Here is a 20066-nt window from a genome sequence, read left to right as displayed (position 1 = left end):
TTTTTCGGACTGACGTAAGAAGGGGCCACCATCGGAAATCCGGTGGTGGCCCCTTCCCTATGCCCGTGGCGTTCAGGATGTCTGCAGCGCTCAGATCACCAGAGATTGAGGACACTCGCCGTAGTGGACACTCGCGCTGATTTTCAGCCGCTCGCCGCAAGCAAGTTCACTGCTGTTGCAACGCAGGCGAACTAAGTTTGGGTGAGCGGAGTGCAGGAGGGGCGGGCGATACATGCGAACGGCGAGCATCCCCGGCCTGGCATGCCACCACCCGCGCATGCGAAAGGTGGGTGAAGTTGCCGGGAAGCAATCCTCTGTTTTCGGTTTGCGACGGCAACCTCACCCGCCCTCAAAGCTTTCGCGCTACGTCGAGAAGTGAACTGCTCGCTGACTCACTCCAGGTAGTCGCGCAGGATCTGCGAGCGCGACGGGTGGCGCAGCTTGCTCATCGTCTTCGACTCGATCTGGCGGATCCGCTCCCGGGTTACGCCGTAGACCTTGCCGATCTCGTCCAGGGTCTTGGGCTGGCCATCGGTCAGGCCGAAACGCATCGACACCACGCCGGCCTCGCGCTCGCTCAACGTGTCGAGCACATCGTGCAGCTGCTCCTGCAGCAGCGTGAAGTTCACCGCGTCCGCTGGGACGATCGCCTCGGAATCCTCGATCAGGTCACCGAACTCCGAATCGCCGTCCTCGCCCAGCGGGGTGTGCAGCGAGATCGGTTCGCGTCCGTACTTCTGCACTTCGACGACCTTCTCAGGGGTCATGTCGAGTTCTTTGGCGAGCTCTTCGGGCAACGGTTCGCGTCCGAGATCTTGCAGCATCTGGCGCTGTACCCTGGCCAGTTTGTTGATGACCTCGACCATGTGTACCGGAATGCGAATCGTGCGAGCCTGGTCGGCCATCGCACGGGTGATGGCCTGCTTGATCCACCAGGTCGCATAGGTCGAGAACTTGTAGCCCTTGGTGTAGTCGAACTTCTCGACCGCACGAATCAGACCCAGATTGCCCTCTTGGATCAGATCGAGAAAGAGCATGCCGCGGCCCGTGTAACGCTTCGCCAACGAGACGACCAACCGCAGGTTCGCTTCCAGCAGGTGATTCTTCGCGCGCCGGCCGTCTTCGGTGATCCACTCGTAATCGGAGTGGTCCTTGTCGGCCACGTCACCGGCATTGACGCGTTCTTCGGCAAAAAGGCCGGCCTCGATGCGCTTGGCGAGCTCGACCTCCTGAGCCGCGTTCAGCAGGGCAACCTTGCCGATCTGCTTGAGATAATCCTTCACCGGATCGGCGGTGGCACCCGCGGAGACGACCTGTTGCTCCGGCTCGTCGGCGTCGTCGGAGTCCGACAGACTGAAGCCCTCACCGTCGCCGACCAGCTCGGCTTCGTCCTTGGCCGCGGCCTTGTGATCGAACTTCGAGTCATCGACATCGTCGAGAGTGCGTTTCTTGCCACCGACGGTCAACACCAGATCGTCGCCGTCACGCTTGACCGTGACGTCGACGGTGCGACTCGCGACCTCCTCGACGGTGGGCTCCTTGGCCTTGGACGAGGACTTGGTCTTGCGCGCGGTGGATTTTTTGGCCCTGGTGGAGGGCTTCTTGGCTGCGGCAGCCGAAGAATTCGATGCTGCAGGCTTGGTGTCGGCGGCCGATTTGCGCGTCCGTGCGGCTGAAGTGCTCTCGGCAGTGGACGCATCGGCCCCTTGCTCGCTAGCCTTGGCCTTACGGGTGTGCTTTACCGGCGCAATAGCAGCCTGATCAGTGGTGGAAGTCACAAATGACCTTTCGGAAGCCGACTCAACTAATCTGGACGCATCCCCAAACCTCTCCCGTCAAGGAGCGCCTCTAGCTATACTGCCACGGCGGGCAAGTAATCCCCACCTTGGGTGTGCCCCCGCAGAACACCCTCGAGAGCACGTCGAGTACGACTTGGGTCGCAGTATGCCCCCACGGCGTCCCGTTTTCAAAGAAATTGTGCGATTGATGAAAGAAATCCACGGTTTCGTGCGTTACACCATTGGTCGACAGAAAGGCAGCCACCATGGATAGCAAGTCTCGTGTTCGGACCAACGATGGCATTGACGGCAAGGATTCGGTCGGACTGTACCTTGAGTCCATCGCCAAGACGCCTCTGCTGAACGCCGAAGAAGAGGTACATCTGGCTCGCCGGATCGAAGCTGGCCAGTTCGCCCGAGCCATCCTCGATGGTCGCGTGGAATCCGAAACCGACGCGACCGAGACCGAGCTTGAGCTCGTCGCCCAGGACGGCGACAAGGCGATGCAGCATTTCTTGCGCGCCAATCTTCGTTTGGTCGTATCCGTCGCCCGCAAGTACGGGCGCTCTCAGATGCCGCTTCTGGATCTGGTTCAGGAGGGCAATACCGGCCTGATCCGCGCGGTCGAGAAATTCGACTACGCCAAAGGCTTCAAGTTCTCGACCTACGCCACCTGGTGGGTACGTCAGGCGATCAGCCGTGGCATCGCCCAGCAGGGACGCATCGTCCGGCTGCCGGTGCATGTCGCCGAGCAGGTGAACCAGATTTCGGCGGTTCGCCGCAACCTGGAACGGACGCTCGGCCGCGACCCGGAGGTCAACGAGATCGCACGCGAGCTCGATGTGACCGAGGACAAGGTCGTTGATTTGATCCGCTACAGCCGCGAGCACGTCAGCCTGGACGCCCCGGTCGAGGAGGATGGCGACACCTCGCTCGGCGATCTGATCGCCCGCGAGACCTCCCCCGGGCCGGACGAGGTCGTGCTCAGCCAGGAAGACCGTGACCGCCTCGATGCTCTGCTGGAGGACCTCGACGAGCGTTCCGCTGATGTGGTGCGCCGCCGCTACGGTCTGCTGGATGGACGCCAGGCCAAGTTGTCGGATATCGGCCAGGTCTGGGGCATCACCGCGGAGCGGGTTCGCCAGATCGAGCGGGCCGCGCTGGTTGTGCTGCGTGAGAAAAGCGCGGTAGCGGTCGCCTAAGGCAGTCAGCTATGAATTCGGCTCCGGTCACCTTCGTGGTGGCCGGAGCCGAACTGCTTTTTGCGCATCTGTCAGCTGAGCATCTCGCGCGAGGTGACCTGGCGAATCAGGCCCTCCTGGGCGCAGGACGCGATCAGTTTGCCCTCTTGGAACAACCTGCCGTTCGAGAACCCCAGCGCCGCCGAGGCCGACGGCGAGAACATGTCGTAGAGCAGCCAGTCGTCCGCACGGAACGGACGATGGAACCACACCGCGTGATCGATCGAGGCGGTCTGCAACTCGTTCGACATGAAGACCACCGGATGCGGCACCGCCGACACGCTCAGCAAGGTCAGATCCGACAGATATGCGAGCACGGCTTGGTGAACGCGCGGATCGTCGGGCAACCGGTCCTGGGTGCGCACCCAGACCCGCATGCTGGCGACATGGCGTCCCGGCTTGATGATGCCGCCCGGCGACGAGTCCCCGGCGAAACGCACGTCGAGCGCGTCCCACTCGTGCCAGATCGAGTGCGCACCGAACCGCCGATCCATTTCATCGACCAGCCGCGGGCATTCCTCGGGCGTGGGCACGCTTTCCGGCATGGGATCGGCATGGTCCAGGCCCGGCTCCATTCGGTGGAAAGAAACCGATCCGGCGAAGATCTCCCGCTGCTGCTGCTTCGCTTCGACTCGCCTGGTGCTGAAGGTATTGCCGTCGCGCAGCGACTGCACGTCGAACCGGGTGTCGGTGCTGACCTCGCCCGGACGCAGGAAGTAGGCATGCAGCGAATGCGCCACCCTCTGCTCGGGCACGGTCTGGTAGGCGGCCGTCAGCGCCTGAGCGAGGATCTGTCCCCCATACGTGCGTTGCATGCGGGTGCGGGGATGAGCGGCAAGAAACGACGCCTGGCCGAAACGGCTCAGGTCGAGCAACTGCAATAGTTCGGCGGTATTAGCGGGCACTCGCCTACCCTGCCACATTCTCGGGCGCGATGCGCCGGTCAATATGGAATGTGATCGAGATAAGCCTCCGACGAACAACCAGCACGTCAGATGGCTTGCTTTTGCTCTGATCAACTACGGCCTGAATCACTATGGACGAGGTAGATGATCAGGCTCACCCCTTCTGTTGGCGACATGCCAGCGCATCGACAACAAGGAAGGCCTCAGAAGAACAGGTTCAGCCGTTCTTCTGAGGCCAACGACGTTGTCGAGCGGAGAGCCACGACTGCAACTCGCGCAGGTACTCGATCACCGAAACATCACCTGACGCGGGCTATCGGCAGGCTCTCGAGCTTGTTACGTAGCCTCGTCGCTCGAACCAGGTCGCTATGCGACCTCACTGCTCCTTGAGGTTGTCCTTCACCTGCTCGGCGGCCGCCCCTGCGGCGTCCTTGGCGTCGGCAGCAGCATCGCCGGCCGACTTCTTGGCATCGCTGACTGCATCGGAGACATTGTCCGCCGCGTCGGATGTGGCCCGCGCCGCATCAGACTTCGCGTCCAGGAATGCGGCCTTGAAGTCGTCGAACTTGCCGCCGAAATCCTTCTTGAGATCGTCGAACTTGTCGTCCAGGTCTGAGTCGTTGTACTTCTGCTTGACCGTATCGGCGACATCGCGATACTTGTCGCCCACCGACTGGGTGAAGCCACGGAACTTGTCGTCCAGATCCGACTCATCCACCTTGCTCTTCACGGCACCGGCGAAATCGTTGTAACGCTCGGAGACGTCGCTCTTGAAGGCGTCAAGCTTGACGTCCAGATCGGAATCCTTGTACTTCTGCTTGGCAGAATCCACGAACTCACCTACGCGGCCCTGTACGTCCTTTGCCAGGTTTTCCAGCCGGTCACCAAAATCCATCGTTGGTTCCTCTCGCTCATCGCCTTCCTCGGCCTGATCGGCCCGGAAAGCGCGTGGTCCATCCACGCGGTCTTTTGCGCTTCAACGCCGGGGGCACTCCGAAGAATTCCCGCAGGTAGCGCTGATTCGTGATCTCACCTTAATGCCAGCAGATCAGCACCGGAGCGGACACGGTAAAGATCGCACCCTGCTCGACTCGGCCAGATGGTCCGGAGCTCGCCGATTCGCACCCGCGGCACGCCGCTATCGAAGTGTCGGCCGATCGATCGGGGTAGCTTTGGACTGTCAGATCTTTTTCAACGATGGAGCTGATTGCCAGTGACCGAGACCATGAACTCTGCCAACCAGGACGCCGGCGGGCAGGTCATTCACCTGCCATCGAGCGGCCGGCGGATCCCGGTCTCGACCTACCGGCTGCAATTGGGTCCCGATCTGAGTTTCGATCAGGCTGCCGAGCAGCTCGACTACCTCGACGATCTGGGTGTCACCGATCTCTATCTCAGCCCGATCCTGCAGGCTGCTCCCGGCAGCACGCACGGCTATGACGTCGTCGACCACACAAAGATCAGTGACGTGATGGGTGGACGCGAAGGCTTCGAACGGCTGGCGAAGGCGGCACACGAGCGCCAGATGGGCGTGATCGTCGACGTGGTGCCCAACCACATGGGCGTGCCGACGCCGATCTATCACAACAAGGCCGTCTGGTCGGTGCTCAAGTACGGTTCGGCTTCGCCCTACGCCCGGTGGTTCGACGGCACGGACGACGGCGACGGCATCTTGATGCCCTTCCTCGGGGCACGCATCGGAACCGTGCTGGCAAATCATGAGATCTCTCTCGACACACAGGTCATTCCCGGTTTCGAGGACGAGGGTCCGCAGCCGGTGCTGAAATACTTCGACCACGTCTATCCGGTGCGCGCCGGCACCGAGAACCTACCCATCGAGATGTGCGTGGCCCAGCAGTTCTACCGGCTGGCCTACTGGAAGGTCGCGGCCGAGGAACTCAACTTTCGGCGCTTCTTCGATGTGGACACCTTGCTGGCGGTGCGGGTCGAAGACCCGGAGGTGTTCGACGCCACCCACGCCCTGCTGCTGGAGCTGTACAAGCAAGGCTGCATCGACGGATTCCGGATCGATCATCCCGATGGCTTGGCCGATCCGCGCGGTTACATGCGCAGGCTCTACACCGCCTCGGGCGGTGCCTGGATCACTGCGGAGAAGATCCTCGAGGCCGACGAGCAGATGCAGGACGATTGGCCGGTGGCCGGCACCACCGGCTACGACGCGTCCTGGCGGGTCGGGGCGCTGCACTGCGACCCGAATGGCTACGGCGAACTGGCAAGTGTCGCCCACACCATCACCGGCGACATTCCCGGTTCGTTGGAGGAGATCACCAGCACCGCCAAGCGGGAGATCACCACCACCTCGCTGTATGCGGAGGTGCACCGCATCGCATCGCTCGCCTATCAGATCTGCCGCGACGACATCATGCTGCGCGACCACACCCAGGGCTGGATAGCCCGCTGCCTGACCGAGCTGGTGATCGCGTTTCCGCACTACCGCGCCTACGTGGTGCCCGGCGAACCGGCGCCCGATGAAGCGGTCGAGTTGATCAACAACACGGCAGAGAAAGCCCGCCGCAATCTCGACCCGGAGCTGCACGACACCTTGGATCTGGTGGTCGACCTGGTGCTCGGACGCGAAGTCGGCTCCGAACAGCGCAGCCAGCAGGCACAACGCGACGAACTGGTCGTCCGATTCCAGCAGGTGTGCGGCGCCGTCACCGCGAAGGGCGTCGAGGACACGGCCTTCTACCGGTGGACGCATCTGGTCTCCCTCAACGAGGTCGGGGGTTCACCCGAAACCTGGGGCATGACGCCGGACGAGTTCCACCGCTGGTGTGCGCAGATGGCAACCGACTGGCCGGCTACGATGACCTGCGGCACCACCCACGACTCCAAGCGATCCGAGGACGTCCGGGCCCGCATGACCGTCATCTCGCAGTATGCCGGCGAGTGGCGAGCGTTGCTCACCACCTTGCACCCCTACGCGTCCGAGCTGGAGGGGCACACCGAAAACCTGCTCTGGCAAACTCTGGCAGGCACCTGGACCGACGCCGGGCCGATCGAAGCCGAGCGGCTGAGTGAATACATGATCAAGGCTTCCCGTGAGCAGAAACTGTGGACGTCGTGGACCAACCCCGATCAGGCCGGCGAAGAAATCCTGACCAGCACGATCGGTGATCTCTACGCCGACGACGACGTGATGGGCGCTTTCACCGACTGGTTCGAATTCACCCGCGAGGCCACCCGCGCCGCGATCCTTTCCCGCAAGGCCGTGCAGTTGACCTGTTTGGGGGTTGCCGACTGCTTCCAGTCGTGTGAGACCGTGCAGAATTACCTGGTGGACCCCGATAACAGGCACCCGGCGGACTATCCCGCGCTGCGTTTGATGGGCCGCGAACTGGCCGATCGTCCACCGGATAGCCTTGACGAGGAGAAATATCACATCACCCGCGCCATCCTGCGGCTGCGCAGGCGCCGCCCGCAGGTTTTCGTCGGCCCGCACGCCTCATATCGTCCGCTGCCCAGTTCGTCGGGGCACGTCACCAGCTATTCGCGTGGCGCGGGCGACGAAGTGCTGGTGGTGGCCAGCCGGCTCACCCGATCCGCCGACCAAGCCGATGATTACGCGGGCAACACCGTCGTGCTGCCCGAGGGGCAGTGGTTCGATGTGCTGACCGCCCAGGAATACGCGGGCGGGCCGGTCGAACTGACGACCTTGCTGCAGCGGTTCCCCTGCGCCGTCCTCGAGGAGGTTTCGGACGCCGAGCGCACCACGAGCATCCGGGCTGTGGGGCTGCCGGTGCATCGCGAGCAAGCGCCTCACCCGGTGGTCGCCGAGAACGAGGGTGGCTTCTTGGGCTGGCTCGCCAGACGATTCGGCAATCACGAAGAGAACCGCGGCCAGCAGCAAGCACCCAGCGATGGGACCTCGCTATGACCGGCGATCCGTCTGCTGATCGGCTGGTGCCCGTCCGGCTGTGGGCGCCGCTGGCGCATTCCGCCTTCGCGGTGGTGGGGGACGAGCGCCTGGCCATGCGGCCAGAAACCGGCGGCTATTGGACGATCTCGTTGCCCGCGGGCACCGACTACCTGCTGGCGATCGACGATCAACAGGCCCGGCCCGATCCGCGCAGCGCCTGGCAGCCCTATGGTGTCGATGGGCCGTCCCGGGTTTTCGACACTTCGGCCTTCGCCTGGAGCGACCCTGAATGGGCGGGCCACGATGTGATCGGCTCGGTCTTCTACGAACTACATGTGGGCACTTTCACCCCGCAGGGGACTCTCGATTCGGCCATCGACAAGCTGGATTATCTGAAGAAGCTGGGAATTCAGACGATCGAGTTGATGCCGGTCGTGCCGTTCCCCGGTGATCGTGGCTGGGGATACGACGGAGTCGATCTCTACGCCGTTCACCAGGCCTACGGCGGGCCAGAGGCATTGCAGCGTTTTGTGGACGCTGCGCACGCCCATGACCTGGCCGTCTGCCTGGATGTCGTCTACAACCACTTCGGTCCGGCAGGCAACTATGCGCCGGTCTTCGCGCCGTACTTCACCGACAAACACGACACCCCATGGGGTTCGGCGATCAACCTGGACGACGACCATGCCGATGGCGTGCGGGACTTCATCTGCGAGAACGCCATCCGCTGGCTGCGCGAGTTTCACATGGACGCGCTGCGGCTGGACGCGGTACATGCGCTGGCCGACGACTCACCGCAGCATATCCTCGCCGAACTGTCGGAACGGGTGGACGCCATCCGCGCGGGGCTCGGGCGTCCGGTGGCGTTGATCGCAGAATCCGACCTGAACCAGCCGACCATGATCGAGCCCCGCTCGGCAGGAGGGCTGGGCATCGACGCGCAATGGGCGGACGACGTGCACCACGCACTGCACTCGTACCTCACCGACGAGACCTTCGGCTACTACGTCGACTTCGGCCCGGCGTCGGTCTTGCGGCAGGCGTTGGAGCGTGTCTTCGTGCACGACGGGTCGTATTCGACATTCCGCGGCAAGAGGTGGGGGGCGCCGGTTCCGCCCGATATCGATCACCGGCGATTCGTCGCATTCACCCAGAACCATGATCAGGTGGGCAACCGCGGCATGGGTGATCGTCCGGACGTCAAGTTGCCTGCCGGCGCGGTCGCCGGCGGGGCGGCGTTGCTGTTGTTGTCGCCGTTCACTCCCCTGCTGTTTCAAGGGCAGGAGTGGGGCACCAAGCGTCCGTTCCAGTTCTTCACCGACCATGACGCCGAACTCGGCGAGGCGGTCACCGAAGGCCGGCTGTCAGAGTTCGAGGGCCACGACTGGGAGGCGATCTACGGACCGGACCCGAAGATCCCCGATCCACAGGCACTTTCGACCTTCGAGAACAGCAAGCTTGATTGGCCTGAGATCGACGACCCGGATCATGCCCGGATGCTCGCCTGGTATCGCAGACTGATCGAGCTGCGCCACGAGTTGTTCCCCACGGGTGGCGGACAGGTACAGGCCGATTTCGGCGATGACTGGTTCCGGATGGTTCACGGGCCGGTCACTGTCATCATCTGCCCCGGACCGCGCCCGGTCACTCTCGGGGAACCACGGGGCACGCTGGCCGCCCAATGGGGCGAGGTCCACGTCACCGACGAGACCGTCCAGCTACCCGCCCACTCGGTGGCTGTGCTGATCGATTGAACAACGCGGGTCACCAGGCTCTTCAGCGTGCAGTCGGCAATTCCTCCGATGCTTGTCGGCCCGGGCTTCAGGAGGCTGTCACGACGGGGTCGAGCACCGGGTAGCCGAGGATTTCCGCGACATGCCCCATCGTCTCGTCGTGAGTCACAACCGTGGCGTCCAGGCCGGTTCTGACTATTGAGGCCAGGTGGATCGCATCGAGGGTCTTGATGTGCGGGACGATCGCTTCGGCCTCCGCGAGCACGGCGTCATTGACCGGAATCATCTGCACATAATCAAGCAGGTCATCGCGCCGGGAGACCGGCAATCCCTCGCGCCGCAACACGCGGGTGATTTCGGTCTTCAGAAGCCTGGACGCAATGAGCTGCCGATCGGGATCCGCGTTCACTTCATCGATCCAGGCGGCGGCTTCGGGAGAATGCCCCAAGATGACCCGTACCGCAACCGACGAGTCGAGCAAATACCAGGTCACCACGCGCCGCGCATGTCATCGATGAGCTCGGCGATTGATGACGCGGTCGTCAGCTCATGCCTGGGAATGATGGCCAGTGAGGAGCGGCCGTGCCGCTTGGCCGGGATCAACTCGGCTTGCGAGTCGGCGGGCACGATCTTGCCGATCACCCGGCGGTGCCGGGTAATCACGTAGCTGGCACCAGCCGCAATGTCGTCGAGCATCGGAGTCGGATTCTGACGCAACTGCCCCACCGTGATGGCCTTCATGAGAACAGGATACCGGGCGCCACGTGAATTTATCTACATGTGTCTACATCTTCTGGATGGACTGGGTCTCGATTGTCTCGGCGGCTCTGTAAGGGCCTGACTTCTGGAGTGTCCCTCACCTCAGCTGATCAGCAGCTCGCCGCCGAGAGCCACCAGCGAGACAATGATGGTGGCGATCAGGCCCAGCAATACCGGACGCAGACCGACCTCGCGCATCGCCCTGATCTGGATGCCGAATCCCAGCGCCGCCATCGCCATCGCCAAGGTCGCGCTTTGCACGATCTTGATGGCGCCTGCCAGCCCGGCCGGCAGCGTGATGAAGGTGCCCAGCACCACCATCGCCAAGAACCCGAGCACAAAGCCCGGAATCAGCGCGGGCTTGTTGGCCGTGGCTGGCTTGGCCGTGGTCGACTGCGCGTTGGTCGGCCTCGCGTTGGCGGGTGCAGCAGCTGGGCCGCTCGTGGCATCGGCCGACGTGGCGTCCAGGCTGCCCGCCTCCGCTTGCGAGGCATCGTCGAGTGAAGCAGCCTGCGGTGCGGCGGACGGCTGGTCTTGGCGGGACGATTGGGTCGTGCGGCGGGCCAGCAGGCCGAGCACCGGCACCACGCCGGCGAGGCAGACGACCCTGGCCAGCTTGACCGGCACCGCGATCGCCAACGCGTCCGGCCCGATGGCCGCTGCGGCAGCCACCACCTGAGCGACCTCGTGAATGCTCGCCCCGGCCCAGGTCGCGGCCTGCGGAGTATCGAGACCGATCAGCCCGGCAAGCAGCGGCACCACCGGAATCGAGAGCGTGCCGAAGAGCACCACCAGCCCCAGGGCAGTGCCGGTTTCTTCCTCATCGGCACCCGAAACGTCCTTGGTGCCGGCCACGGCCGCCGCTCCGCAGATCGAGAACCCGCAGGCCACCAGCATGGTGAGTGATCTCGAGATCTTCATCACGCGTCCGATCAGCATCGTGGCGGTCACGCCGACGCTGACCACGACGACTACCAGCACCAGGCGCTGCCAGCCGAGGCCGGCCAGTGTGGCGAGCGAAATCTGCAGTCCCAGCAGCACGATGCCGGTGCGCAGCAGGTGCTTGGAGCTGAAGCTCAGTCCCGGACGCCAGCTCATCGGCACCTGACGCAGGTTGCCGATCAGCGCACCGAGCACGATGGCCACCAGCATGGTGCTGAGCAGCGGCTGAAGGCGGTTGATCAGCAGCGCGATGACGGTCACGACGGCTGTGACGATGAGACCGGGCAGCAGCTTCGTCCATCGCTGGATGGCTGCTGCCTGGCGAGATGGGGTGGACTCTTGTTCTTCGGTCGCGCTGCTCACCCATTCATGATGATCGTCCGATGCGCGGCGCGGAATGCCTGAATGGCTATCGCCGCCATATCATTTCGGCATGACTTGGCCCGATCTGGCGGCTCTCGAGCTCCTCATTCGTATCGATGAGCTGGGCAGTTTGTCTCAAGCTGCCACCGCTTGCGGCCTGGCTCAGCCCAATGCCACTCGCGTCATCGCCCGGCTCGAACGCCAGGTCGGCCAGCCGTTGGTGCTGCGCCGCAGCACGGGGTCGGCCCTCACCCCGACGGGCGCGCTGATCGCACACTGGGCCGAACCTCTGCTGCTCGCCGGCGCCGAGTTCACCTCGGCGATGAGCGCGCTGCATGATCACCGGACGCATGAGTTACATGTGATGGCCTCGCAAACCGTGGCCGAATGTTATGCGCCGGGCTGGCTCGCGAGATTTCGGACGCAATACCCGGGCACGAACGTCACAATGTCGGTGCACAATTCGTCCGACATCATGGACAAGCTCGAGGGCGGCGACGACAGACTGGGGCTCATCGAATCCCCCACCGTGCAGCCGGGCCTACGAGCGGTGCCGGTCGGCCACGATCAGCTCGTCTTGATCGTCTCACCGGCGCATCCATGGGCGAAACGCCATGCTCCCGTCGACCTGGAGCGGCTCGCCCGCACCGCCTTGGTCGTGCGCGAGCAAGGCTCGGGCACCAGGGATGTGCTCGACCGTGCCCTCGCCGGGCTGAATCCTGTTGCTCCGGTCGCCGTGGTCAGCAGCAATGCGGGCGTGCTGGGCAGCGTCATCGCCGGGGTCGCACCGGCCGTGACGAGCAAGAAGGCGGTGGCGTCCGCGCTGGCCGCCGGGCTGGTCAAGCAGGTCCGGGTGCGCGAGTCTGACCAGCTGAAACGCACTCTGCACGCGGTGTGGCCCACCGGGGTCAAGCTGCTCGGGCCCGCCGCCGATCTGCTCAATCTGATCCGGCTTCAGCAGTAGGGCGCACCAGTGCCGGCTCTTCCTTCGATAGGGAAGACGCAGCCGTTGGCAGCGGATCTCTCCCCCTACCGAGCCAACCACTTCGGCTCTCGACGCCTGCGGATTCTGCCTCTCAGCACCGTATCTCCGTACCTCAACGCATCCGGCTCAGCCCCGCGCGGCGGCGTGCTCGCGGGCTTGCTGCATCGCCTTGCGGATGCGTTTGGGTGACACTGTCACGACGGTGCCCAGACGCTGGGCCCAGGTTTGGACGCGCAACTCTTCGATCCAAAAACCGATGTCGTCGACTGTCTCCGGAAGTGGCCCGCTCGGCTGCTGGTTGCAGAGTTCGTCGTATTCGGCGAGCAGTTGGTCGATGGGCTCGGCGAGCCGGGCATCGCGTGTGGGATCGGTGGCGGCCTGCTGCATCCGGGCGATCATGGCCTTCAAGTAGGCGGGCAGCCGGTCATACCAGGGGTCACGGATGAAGCCGATGAATCCATCGAAGACCAGATTGTCGAGTTGTTCTGTGATCTCGCCGCCGATCATTGAGGATGCCAGCTGCGTCCGGACCTGGCGGGTCAATTCGCACACCTGGGCGGCGACAGCGGTGACCTGGCGCATCTGATCGGCCTGCTCCTGACGCACCTCCAATGCCAGCTTCTCGTAACCGGGTTGGTCGCGGATGGTAGCGGTATCGGTATGCCGAGCGGCGCACTGTTCGACCGCCTTCAGCCGGGCGTCCGCCAGCAATGCGGGCACATTCGCATACGGACTCGACGGCAGCGCCAGTTTCTCGGTCTGGGTGAGGTGCGAGACCGTCCAGCGGGTCGGGTCGGGGTTGGTGAGTACCAGCAGCCGCCGGATGGCTTTGCGATGACTCGCCTGCTGTTGGGTGGGGGTTTCGGCGATGATCTGCCCGACGGCCTGCCCCATGTCCTTCAGCGCCGGGTAGCCGATCGCCGTGATTCCGGAGCGTTTGATGCTGACTTTCGGTTGCAGTGTTCCGAACGTCCACGAGGTGGATTGCTCGACTTTGGGCGCCGCCTTGGTGAGGGTTTTCGAGACCTGGGCCGACAGTTCGTGGCGAAGCTCAGTCAGATCGCGGCTGAATCGGTCGGGCTTGCCGGGTACGCTCACCTGGAATCCCACCTGCAGGTGGGTGGGCACCTGATCGGGGGCCCAATCGTCGGGGTCAACCACCGCTCCGGTCAATGCACGGAGAGCGCGGCCCAGCTCGAGACAAAAAGGTCTCGAGTGGTCGGCATCGTGGGATTCCAGCCAGGCGAGCGCCTCCCGGGCATGATCGGGGGCCGGCACGAAATTCGTGCGGACGCGTTTGGGCAGATGCCGGATGAGTTCGGTGGCGAGCTCGGTTCGCAGCCCGGGCACCTGCCAGCTGAACGGCTCAGGGTCGAGCTGGTTGAGCTGTGCCAGCTTGACCGAGACGCTGGCGCCGTCTCGTCCTGCTCCCGGTTCGAAGACGTAGCTGACCGGAAGCTCCAGGCCGGCGATCTGCCACCTGTCAGGGAAGTCGTTGAACACCGAATCCCGGTCGTCCGCCTCGGTGAGCAGATCGAGGTCGAATTCCAGGAAGGACTTGTCCGGGTAGCTGCGCCACCACTTGTCGAAGGTTGCGGCAGACGTGATGTCGGAGGGCAGCCGGGAATCATAGAAGTCGAAGATCAGCTGGTCGTCGATCAGGATGCCCTGGCCTCGCACCCGGTCGGCGACCTCTTCGGCGTCGCGAAGCACCTGCCGGTTGTGCTGCAGGAACCGGTGGTCCAGAGTGTTCGAGCCCCTGGCGGCCATCTTCTTGTCGGAAGAGGATGCGACTCTTCCCTTCTTCCGGCCTGGGCTCGGAACCTCGGCGCTTGGTACCTCAACCCCGCCCCTGGTTCCGGCAGCGAAATTGCGCTTGGCGGTGTCGCGATTTGCACCGGCGTATTTGACGTCTCGCCCGCCGCCGCCTCGCGTCCCCGCCGCATCGCGCGGGTTCCACTGTTCTTCGACCAGGCCTGCCCGGATGAAGATCTGCCTGGCCTGCTGCTGATCGATGTGGGCGTAGTCGACCAGCCGTTCGGCGATGATCGGCACGCCCAGCAGCATGACCTTCTCATAAGCGACGACCGAATCCGAGTTGGACGACCAGTGCGGCTCCGAATAGCTGCGCTTCAGCAGGTGGGAGCCGACCTGCTCGATCCATTCGGGTTCGATTGCGGCGACCATGCGGGCCCACAGCCGGGTCGTTTCGACCAGTTCGACGGCCATCACCAACTGGGGTGGCTTTTTCGCCAGCGCAGATCCGGGCTGGATGGCGAATCTCGAGCCGCGTGTGCCCAGGAACTCGGTGACCGGACGCCGGCCCCGGGTCTTCGGGTTGCGCTCGGGAGGCGGCAGCTGCAGCCCGATGTGACTGATCAGACCGGCGAGCACCGCGGTCAGGATCTCCGGTGTGGCGGCCTCTGACTGGTTGCGCTGCAACCCGAGGTCTTTGCAGGCGAGTTTCAGCTGGGTGTGGATGTCTTGCCATTCGCGTACCCGCAAGTAGTTGAGGTATTCGTCGCGGCACAGTCTGCGGAATTGATTGCCGGAGAGTTCTTGGCGCCTGGCCTTCAGGTATCGCCATAGCCGGACGATGGCGATGATGTCTCCCCCGGCATCGGCTGCGACGCCCCCGGCGCCCGGCTGCGCGGCGGATTCTCCCCGAAGTCCCTGATAGCGGGCGGTCTTCGAAGTATGCGGGGTAAAGCGTGCCGGGCCCTGGTCACGCCCGCCTCCCTGTCGTCCGCTCGCGGAAAGTGAGTTCGCTCGTGTTCCAACAGAAGCGTTCTCACTTAACGCGAGCGGCTGGCCGGTGGACGCGGCAAGGGCGTCGTCCGAGAAGAAGCGGGCATGCAGCTGGTCGGCCTGTTCGCGTTTCTCGGACGGGCGTTCCCGAGGATCTTGGATCGCCAGGAAGGCCACGATCACCAGCACCTCGCGCAGGCAGCCTCGCTGGTCGGCTTCGATGAGCATTCGGCCGAGCCTGGGGTCGATCGGCAGTTCCGAGAGCTCGCGGCCCACCTTGGTGAGACGAACCGGCGCCTTCTGCTTCAGTGCGCCCAGCTCGGTAAGCAGCCGCAGACCGTCGGTGATCTGCGCCGCGTCGGGCGCCTCCACGAACGGGAACTTCGAGATGTCTCCCAGCCGGGCCTTGGCCATCTGCAAGATCACGGACGCCAGGTTGGTGCGCAGAATCTCCGGCTCGGTGAACTGCGGACGCGAGAGATAGTCGTCCTCGCTGTACAGCCGGATGGCGATGCCCGGCGCGACCCGGCCGCACCTGCCGGCCCGCTGGTTGGCCGACGCCTGCGAGATCGGCTCGATGGGCAGCCGCTGCACCTTGGTGCGGGCCGAATACCTGGAGATGCGCGCGGTCCCCGCGTCCACTACATAGCGGATGCCGGGCACCGTCAGAGAGGTCTCGGCGATGTTGGTCGCCAGCACGATCCTGCGTCCCGGATGAGAGGTGAAGATGCGGTGCTGTTCGGACGCGGAAAGCCGGGCGTGCAGCGGCACGATCTGAGTGTTCGGCCAGTTCTCGGCTTCAAGCGCGGTGAGGCCGTCACGGATCTCCCGCTCCCCCGAGCAGAAAACCAGAATGTCGCCCGGCCCCTCGCGCCGCAGCTCGGCACAGGCGCGGACGATGCCCTCGGGCTGCTCGATCCCGTCCTGATCCGGCTTATCGGGATCCGACAAGGGAAGATACCGCACCTCGACAGGGAAGCTGCGTCCGGAAACCTCCACCACCGGCGCATTGTCGAAGTGCTCGGAGAATCGGGCAGTGTCGATGGTGGCCGAGGTGATGATCACCCGCAGTTCGGGACGACGAGGCAGCAACTGTTTGAGGTAGCCGAGCAGGAAATCGATATTGAGGCTGCGCTCGTGAGCCTCGTCAATGATGATCGTGTCGTAGCGGCGAAGATCACGGTCGTGACCGATTTCGGCGAGCAGAATGCCGTCGGTCATCACCTTGACGCGAGTCTGCTTGCCCGCTTGCCGGGTGAATCTGACCTGGTAGCCGACCAGATCCCCCAGTTCGACGCCCATCTCCTGGGCGATGCGCTCGGCGACGCTGCGGGCCGCGATCCGGCGCGGCTGGGTGTGCCCGATATGTTCGCGCCCCGCCAGCAGGCAGATCTTCGGCAGCTGGGTGGTCTTGCCCGACCCGGTCTCGCCGGCCACCACCACAACCTGGTGCTCGCGGATCAACTGCGCGATCTCTTGCGTATGCGCACTGATCGGCAGGTCTGCGGGGAATTCGATGCGTGGACGCTCGGGTGCGGCGCCGGTTGATGTGCTGGTGGTCATTTCGCGGGCAAGTCTACGTTGTGGCTGGTTGCCGAGATTGAGACTGTTTCCGGATCCTGTCTGTCGCTAGCGTTCTTCCCTCTTGCTCGAAGTTTCATCTATCCGAGATAGTTACGTCCGCTGCCGGAAGTGGTTACGTCTGCTGCCGGGGTGGGTGGGGGTGCCGGCGCAAACCGAAAACAGAGGTTCGCCGCCTGGCACCCCCACCCGCCCCTTTCATGATTCCTTGATATTTGCAGACTTACAGATGCCCGCTCGTCCGGTCTGCGTACTACCTCCGTCTCTGCGTTGTCTTCGCTCCCCCGTCAGCATGAGAACCGGCGGTGGGAGCCATCTTCGGAAACGTAACCGGATACCTGCAGGCACAAGGGCGGTTGTGGTTGCCGGTAAGCAAACCTATGTTTTCGGTTTGCGAAGGCAACCACAACCGCCCTCCACCCGTCACCTAAATCTGGTCACGGAATGACGCACTCGCTACTTCAGGCCGAGGGCCTGCTGCTTGGCGGCATGACCGTCGGCGAAGGCCGCCCGGCGACGGGCCTCCTTGGCGCGCTGCTCATCGTCCGCGGCGATCAGCTGTTCTTGCTCGTCGAAATGGCCGAGCTGCCAACCGCGCACCTCGGGGATGTCCTCCAGGTACTCCACGATGTAGTCCTCGTGTCGGGCCAGTTGGGCCTCGCACCACTGGTACAGCTCGTGGCTTCCTTCGGGCTTCACCTTCGCGTTGTTGATGCAGTCCATCACCAGGTGATAGCGGTCGACCTCGTTGCGCACCACCATGTCGAACGGCGTGGTGGTGGTGCCGAGCTCATGGAAGCCGCGGGCTCGGAACCGGTCGGCGTCCGGACGGCCGTGCACCAGCTGGTGAATGGCGCCCGGGTACCCGTGGAAGGCGAAAACCACATCGATGTCGTCGGTGAAGGTCTCGGAGAACTCCTTGGCGCTCATGCCGTGCGGGTGATCGCGCTGGCGGTAGAGCGTCATCAGGTCGACGACATTCACGAAACGAACCTTGAGTTTGGGCAGCCGAGCTTTGAGAATCTCTGCGGCGGCGACCGCCTCCACGGTCACCACGTCGCCGGCCGACGCGAGCACGATGTCAGGGTTGGCGTGACCCAGCCCGTCGGTGCCGGCCCATTCCCAGATGCCGTAGCCCTTGGTGCAGTGCTCGACTGCTTCGTCCATCGACAGCCATTGCGGTTGCGGCTGCTTGTCCTGGACGATCAGGTTCACGTAGTTGCGCGACTTGAAGCAGTGATCGGCGACCTCGACCAGGCAGTTGGCGTCCGGCGGCAGGTAGATGCGCGCCACATCGCCACGCAGGTTGAGCACCACCTGCAACAATTCCGGCGACTGGTGCGAGAAGCCGTTGTGGTCGTTGCGCCAGCAGGTCGAGCTCAGCAGGATGTTGGTGCTGGGTACTTTGGCGCGCCATTCCAGATGATTCGATTCCTGCAACCACTTGGCCTGCTGCATGGTCATGGACGCGGACACCATGCCGAACGCCTCGTAGGACGCGAACATGCCGTGGCGTCCGGTCAGGGTGTAGCCGTCGAGCCAGCCGTGGCAGTTGTGCTCGGAAAGCACCTCCATCACCCGGCCCTGGTTGCCGATCTTCACATCGAAAACGTTCGTGTCCTCGATAAACGTGCGATCGGAGACCTCGAAGACGGCACCGAGCCGGTTCGAGTTGGTCTCGTCGGGGCAGAACAGCCGGAAGTTCGTCGGGTTCTTGGTGTAGATGTCGCGCATCAGTTCGCCGAGTTTATGGGTGGACTCCAGCCGCTCGGTCGCGCGGTTCTCGGGAGTCACCTCGACCGCATAATCGTGGAAGTCTGGCAGATCGAGGTCATCGGTCAGCCGGCCGCCGTTGGCATGCGGATTGGCGCTCATCCGCTTGTCACCTTCTGGATTGTTCGACTTCACCAGATCGCTGAGCGAGCCATCCGCGTTGAACAATTCGTCGATCTTGTACGAGCGCAGCCACTTTTCGAGGAGCCGTAGATGATCGGGGTTCTCCCGCACGCCCGACAGCGGCACCTGATGGGCACGCCAGGTGCCCTCGACGATGTTGCCGTCGACCTCGTGGGGGCCCGTCCAGCCCTTCGGCGAACGCAGGATGATCATCGGCCAGACCGGACGCTCGCCGTCCCAGTGACCGCTGCGGGCATCGTCCTGAATCTGCTTGATGCGCTCGTAGCAGTAGTTCAATGCCTCGGCGAAACGCACGTGCATCCACGGCAGATCGTCGCCTTCGACCCAGACCGGCTCGTAGCCGTGTCCGGTGAACAGCGCGGTGACTTCGTCCGGATCCTTGCGGGCCAGCACCGTGGGGCCTGCGATCTTGGCGCCATTGAGGTGCAGGATCGGCAGCACCGCACCATCGTGTTCGGGGTTGAGGAAGCTGATGCCCTTCCAGCCGCCCTCGAGCGGACCGGTTTCGGCCTCGCCGTCGCCGACCACCGCTGCCACCAGCAGATCGGGATTGTCGAAGGCCGCGCCGAAGGCGTGCGACAGCGCGTAGCCGAGCTCTCCGCCCTCATTGATCGATCCGGGAGTGGTCACCGACGCATGGCTCGGAATACCGCCAGGCGCGCTGAACTGACGGAACAGTGACCGCAATCCGTCGGCGTCCTGGGTGATCTTCGGGAAGACTTCGGTGTAGTAGCCCTCCAGATAAGAGGCCGCGACCAGAGCCGGGCCGCCGTGTCCGGGGCCCGCTATGTAGAGCACATCCTGATCGGTGTGGCGGATCAACCGGTTGAGGTGTGAGTAGATGAAGCTCAGCCCGGCACTGGTGCCCCAGTGGCCGAGGAGCCGTGGTTTGATGTCCTCCACGCTCAGTGAGCGCTTCAGTAGCGCGTTCTCTTGTAGGTAGATCTGGCCGACGATCAGATAGTTGGCGGCACGCCACCAGGCGTCCACCCGATCGACGTCATCACGAGTCAGAGCTGGAACCAAGGTCATGATCTTGAGGTTAGTAGGCCCTACCCCATGGGTTGAAGACTCTCATGAAATTGATTGCCAACCCATATGCGCTATCGGCGCCGCCGACCCGACCGGGTGGCCGGATCGCGCCAGTATTCGCCGGGAACAGACGAGATATCTGGTTGCCGCGATCCAAGCCCCCGCGCTCTTCCATGCCTGTATGACCACTGAGAACAGGTGT

Annotated in this window: 12 protein-coding genes; 4 read left to right on the top strand and 8 right to left on the bottom strand. The window is 63.8% G+C overall.

Annotated elements, in window-relative coordinates:
* Nucleotides 1-392: 392 nt before the first annotated feature.
* Nucleotides 393-1778, bottom strand: coding sequence for an RNA polymerase sigma factor (locus QQ658_RS04860; RefSeq protein WP_286026541.1), 1386 nt, complete (start codon nucleotides 1776-1778; stop codon nucleotides 393-395).
* Nucleotides 1779-2044: 266 nt separating this feature from the next.
* Here QQ658_RS04860 and QQ658_RS04855 point away from each other — a divergent pair, with 266 nt between their 5' ends.
* The gene (locus QQ658_RS04855; protein WP_286026540.1) at nucleotides 2045-2980 is read left to right on the top strand and encodes a sigma-70 family RNA polymerase sigma factor; all 936 of its coding nucleotides are present in this window, start codon (nucleotides 2045-2047) and stop codon (nucleotides 2978-2980) included.
* A gap of 71 nt (nucleotides 2981-3051) precedes the next feature.
* Here the strand turns inward: QQ658_RS04855 and QQ658_RS04850 are convergent, their stop codons facing one another.
* Nucleotides 3052-3924, bottom strand: a complete 873-nt coding sequence (locus tag QQ658_RS04850) for an acyl-CoA thioesterase (protein WP_286026539.1) — start codon at nucleotides 3922-3924, stop codon at nucleotides 3052-3054.
* Between the two features lie 376 nt (nucleotides 3925-4300).
* Nucleotides 4301-4819: a hypothetical protein gene (locus QQ658_RS04845; RefSeq protein ID WP_286026538.1), complete on the bottom strand. Its 519-nt coding sequence runs from the start codon at nucleotides 4817-4819 to the stop codon at nucleotides 4301-4303.
* A gap of 318 nt (nucleotides 4820-5137) precedes the next feature.
* Here QQ658_RS04845 and treY point away from each other — a divergent pair, with 318 nt between their 5' ends.
* Together treY and treZ are read left to right on the top strand one after the other, a co-directional pair.
* Complete coding sequence (treY, locus tag QQ658_RS04840; protein WP_286026537.1) at nucleotides 5138-7822, top strand: malto-oligosyltrehalose synthase; 2685 nt, start codon at nucleotides 5138-5140, stop codon at nucleotides 7820-7822.
* Nucleotides 7819-9558 (top strand): malto-oligosyltrehalose trehalohydrolase, encoded by a 1740-nt coding sequence (gene treZ, locus QQ658_RS04835; RefSeq protein ID WP_286026536.1) that lies wholly within the window; start codon nucleotides 7819-7821, stop codon nucleotides 9556-9558. The genes treY and treZ overlap by 4 nt, the downstream gene beginning before the upstream one ends.
* A gap of 67 nt (nucleotides 9559-9625) precedes the next feature.
* Here treZ and QQ658_RS04830 read toward each other — a convergent pair whose 3' ends face one another.
* The 3 genes from QQ658_RS04830 to QQ658_RS04820 all read right to left on the bottom strand — a co-directional run bounded on the left by QQ658_RS04830 (nucleotide 9626) and on the right by QQ658_RS04820 (nucleotide 11601).
* A complete protein-coding gene (locus QQ658_RS04830; RefSeq protein WP_286026535.1) occupies nucleotides 9626-10033 on the bottom strand; it encodes a type II toxin-antitoxin system VapC family toxin in 408 nt (135 codons plus the stop codon).
* Nucleotides 10027-10278 (bottom strand): type II toxin-antitoxin system Phd/YefM family antitoxin, encoded by a 252-nt coding sequence (locus QQ658_RS04825; protein ID WP_286026534.1) that lies wholly within the window; start codon nucleotides 10276-10278, stop codon nucleotides 10027-10029. Before QQ658_RS04825 ends, QQ658_RS04830 begins: the two co-directional genes overlap by 7 nt.
* Nucleotides 10279-10398: 120 nt before the next feature.
* On the bottom strand, nucleotides 10399-11601 hold the full coding sequence (locus tag QQ658_RS04820) for a YeiH family protein (protein ID WP_286026533.1): 1203 nt from the start codon (nucleotides 11599-11601) through the stop codon (nucleotides 10399-10401).
* Between the two features lie 70 nt (nucleotides 11602-11671).
* Here QQ658_RS04820 and QQ658_RS04815 point away from each other — a divergent pair, with 70 nt between their 5' ends.
* Nucleotides 11672-12565, top strand: a complete 894-nt coding sequence (locus QQ658_RS04815; protein ID WP_286026532.1) for a LysR family transcriptional regulator — start codon at nucleotides 11672-11674, stop codon at nucleotides 12563-12565.
* Between the two features lie 147 nt (nucleotides 12566-12712).
* On the opposite strand, the gene hrpA is transcribed toward QQ658_RS04815, so the two are convergent.
* Nucleotides 12713-16897, bottom strand: coding sequence for an ATP-dependent RNA helicase HrpA (gene hrpA / locus QQ658_RS04810; protein ID WP_286026531.1), 4185 nt, complete (start codon nucleotides 16895-16897; stop codon nucleotides 12713-12715).
* Nucleotides 16898-17371: 474 nt separating this feature from the next.
* Complete coding sequence (locus QQ658_RS04805) at nucleotides 17372-19864, bottom strand: phosphoketolase family protein (RefSeq protein ID WP_286026530.1); 2493 nt, start codon at nucleotides 19862-19864, stop codon at nucleotides 17372-17374.
* Between the last annotated feature and the right edge of the window lie 202 nt (nucleotides 19865-20066).

The sequence above is a fragment of the Propionimicrobium sp. PCR01-08-3 genome (assembly GCF_030286045.1).
Classification (GTDB): Bacteria; Actinomycetota; Actinomycetes; order Propionibacteriales; family Propionibacteriaceae; genus Brooklawnia.
The sequence above is the reverse complement of the archived record's forward strand: the minus strand, read 5'-3'. Positions and strand labels throughout refer to the sequence as shown.